Source organism: Acidocella sp. MX-AZ02 (genome assembly GCF_000306035.1).
GTDB lineage: Bacteria > Pseudomonadota > Alphaproteobacteria > Acetobacterales > Acetobacteraceae > Acidocella > Acidocella facilis.
This window is the reverse complement of record NZ_JH976218.1, coordinates 1-3135: the sequence shown is the minus strand read 5'-3', so window position 1 is coordinate 3135 and position 3135 is coordinate 1. Positions and strand designations below refer to the sequence as shown.

Here is a 3135-nt window from a genome sequence, read left to right as displayed (position 1 = left end):
GTAACCGATGCGAGTCCGCCACCTCGCGGCGCGGTTTGATTTACTGGACAGTATGCCCCTGAATTTGTGTGGGGCGATATTGTGGATAATGACGGTCCTAAAGCCAGACATCAGCACAGTCATGAGGACAATGGCTACCATCGTGTTGAGCTGATCACCGGGCGGCGTCGGCGGCGGGATTGGACGCGGGAGGAGAAGGCGGAGATTCTTGCCGCGAGTGCTGCGCCTGGTGCCGTGGTTACGCAGGTTGCGCGCCGTTATGGGGTGAGCCGGGGCTTACTTTGGACATGGCGTCGCCAGGCGATGAATGATTTGGCGATGGCGGGGGATTTTGTTCCGTTGCGCATTGTGGATGATGTGGCTGGTTGCCCTATGGCTGAACCGGCTGGACCGCCCTCGGCCCGGGATCAAGCCGTGGGATCGATTGAGATAGAGATCGGGCGTACCCGGATCCGGGTGGAAGGCGCGGTTGACCAGGCTGTTTTGCGGCAGGTGCTTGGTCTGATCGGGCCAGCCCGATGATCCTGGGCATTCCGGCCCGGCCGGGGTTAAGGGTGATGGTGGCGTCCAAGCCGGTCGACTTTCGTAAAGGCATGGATGGTCTTGTTGCCCTGGTGGCGCAAGTTTTGGCGGCCGATCCATTTGCGGGCGATGTCTTCGTGTTCCGGGCCAAGCGCGCGGACCGGCTTAAACTGCTGCTTTGGGATGGCACGGGGCTTTGCCTGGTGACCAAACGATTGGAGGCAGGCGGATTTACCTGGCCGCCGGTGCAGGACGGGGCCGTCACACTGAGCCCCGCGCAGATACGCCTGCTGTTTGCTGGCATGGATTGGACGCAGATTGCAGCACGCTCTCCGGCGCTGGTGAGGCCCTCGATCCCGGCGGAAAATTCGCAGAAATTGCTGTAATTTGCTGGCGGCACAGCGGGCCTGTTTGGTAGCTTGCGTGCATGTCGGATGACCAACATTCCCCGCATGATCCAGCGCATCTGCTGGCATTGAATACAGCCCTGCGGGCGGAGAACGAGAACCTCCGGGCCGTTGTGGCGGCTTTGAAGCGGGCCTTGTTTGGTGCACGATCCGAGAAACAAGTTGAGCCCGAGGCCCAGTTACCGCTCGCTTTGGATGACCTTTCCGGCACGCCGGTGGAACTCGCCAAACCGCCAACGCCGGCGAACGCAAACCGGCCGCCGCAGCGAAAGGCGGCGCGCAATATTGGCGGGCTGCCGGTGCATCTGCCGCGGGTGGACATCACGATCGAGCCGGAGCGCAAGGCTTGCCCTTGCTGTCAGGGCAAGCTGCATGTGATCGGCGAGGATGTCAGCGAAATGCTCGACGTGGTTCCGGCAGTGTTACGCGTAAAACGCATTCACCGGCCGCGCTATGGCTGCCGCTCTTGTGAAGGGGCAGTGGTGCAGGCCAAGGCGCCGCCGCGACCGGTCGATGGCGGGCTGCCGACCCCGGCGCTGCTCGTGCATGTGGCGGTGATGAAATTCGCCTGGCACATGCCGCTGAACCGGCAGGCGCAGATGCTGGCCGGCCAGGGGATCATGCTCGACCGCTCGACTTTGGTGCATTGGGTCGCCCGGCTGGCTTGGTGGTGCAAGCCATTGCATGAATTGCTGAGCGCCATCGTTTTGAGCGCGCCAAAACTATTCTGCGATGACACGCCCTTGCCGGTTCAGGATCGCACCCGCAAACGAACGCGCATCGCAAGGATCTGGGCCTATGCGATCGATGACCGCCCCTGGGGCGGAGCACTGCCGCCGGCGGTGGTGTATTTATATGCAGAGGATCGCAAAGGTCAGCATGTCGAGGAACATCTCGCGGGCAAAGCTTGCGTGCTGCAGGTTGACGGCTATGCCGGATATAATCGGTTGACCCGGCGCGGCCGTGCCGGCGGCCCTGTGACGCTGGCTTTTTGCCTGGCACATGCACGGCGAAAGTTTTTTGAGGTGCATAAGGCAACGGATTGTCCGGTCGCCGCCGAAGCGTTGCTGCGCATTGCTGAAATCTACCGCATCGAGAAGCGTATCCGCGGCACCAGCCCCGAAGCACGCGTGGCCGTGCGCCAGGCGGAAACCCTGCCGCTGTTCGAGACGTTCAAGCCTTGGCTGCTCGACAGGCTGGCGGAAACTTCGGCCAAATCCACGCTGGCCAAGGCGATCCGCTACACGCTGGGTCATTGGGCCGGGCTGTGCGTGTTCCTGAACGATGGCCGGGTGGAGGTGGACAGCAACATCGTTGAGCGCAGCATCAGGCCCATTGCCTTGGGCAGAAAAAATTCTCTCTTCGCCGGCAGCGCCGGCGGCGGTGAGAGCTGGGCGATATTGGCCTCTCTCATCAACACGGCAAAATTGCACGATCTCGATCCGCAGACCTATCTCACCGATGTGCTGGAGCGGATGGTCTCGGGCACGACGAAGGCAAATGCGTTGGGCGAATTATTGCCGTGGAACTGGAAGGCGGCGCAGACCCAAAAGGCCATTGCGGCATGAGGCAGGCTGGCACCCGAACCGCGCAGGCTGACAGTGCGATGGATATGGAAATGCTCGACGCCTGGCTGGAGAAACAGAACCGCGTCATCGATGGCGTCTCGATGCTCGACGGCTATCTCGCCGCCATTGTCGTTGGTCCCTCCTCGATCTCCCCAGATGAATGGTTCTTTGATCTGCTTGGACCCAAGGGCAATATCGCCACCGCGCATAGCAAAACACTCAAGGCCATTATGGCGATCGTCGCCAGGCATAACGCCATCAGCGAAACCCTCTCGACCGCGCCACAAACATACGCACCAATCTTCCAACGCACCGACGCCGGCGTCGTATTCGCCGGACCATGGTGCCTGGGATTTGCCCATGCCATGAAGCTGCGATGGAGCGCCTGGGCGCCGCTGCGCGAGGCACGCGGTATCGAATGCGGCCTCATGTTACCGATCATGCTCTATTGTGCCGACCAGATCGGCGCGCCAATCAACCCACCGCCAAACGGCATCAATACAAAAGACTACCTCAAAACCGCCTACCACGACATCCCGCTCGTTATCCCCGCAATCAGAGAATTCTGGATGCCACAGCGCGTCGCCGAAGCCTCACGGTAGATCACAGCATAGCCCGTGGGGGGCTCACATCGGTTA

4 protein-coding genes are annotated in these 3135 nt (G+C 61.3%); all 4 read left to right on the top strand.

What is annotated here, in order from left to right; translation table 11 throughout:
- Positions 1-66: 66 nt before the first annotated feature.
- The 4 genes from MXAZACID_RS20360 to MXAZACID_RS18050 are packed head-to-tail and all read left to right on the top strand — an operon-like array spanning position 67 to position 3099.
- Entirely contained in the window at positions 67-522 is a 456-nt protein-coding gene (locus MXAZACID_RS20360) for a transposase (RefSeq protein WP_008495814.1), read from the top strand.
- Positions 519-908: an IS66 family insertion sequence element accessory protein TnpB gene (tnpB, locus tag MXAZACID_RS17125; protein WP_144052888.1), complete on the top strand. Its 390-nt coding sequence runs from the start codon at positions 519-521 to the stop codon at positions 906-908. The genes MXAZACID_RS20360 and tnpB overlap by 4 nt, the downstream gene beginning before the upstream one ends.
- Positions 909-949: 41 nt before the next feature.
- The gene (locus tag MXAZACID_RS17120) at positions 950-2497 is read left to right on the top strand and encodes an IS66 family transposase (RefSeq protein WP_008495811.1); all 1548 of its coding nucleotides are present in this window, start codon (positions 950-952) and stop codon (positions 2495-2497) included.
- Complete coding sequence (locus MXAZACID_RS18050) at positions 2452-3099, top strand: UPF0149 family protein (RefSeq protein ID WP_144052887.1); 648 nt, start codon at positions 2452-2454, stop codon at positions 3097-3099. The genes MXAZACID_RS17120 and MXAZACID_RS18050 overlap by 46 nt, the downstream gene beginning before the upstream one ends.
- Positions 3100-3135 lie beyond the last annotated feature (36 nt).

Coding starts and splice junctions, on each gene's coding strand:
- MXAZACID_RS17120 (WP_008495811.1), top strand. CDS start 950: ATGTCGGATGACCAACATTCCCCGCATGATCCAGCGCATCTGCTGGCA.
- tnpB (WP_144052888.1), top strand. CDS start 519: ATGATCCTGGGCATTCCGGCCCGGCCGGGGTTAAGGGTGATGGTGGCG.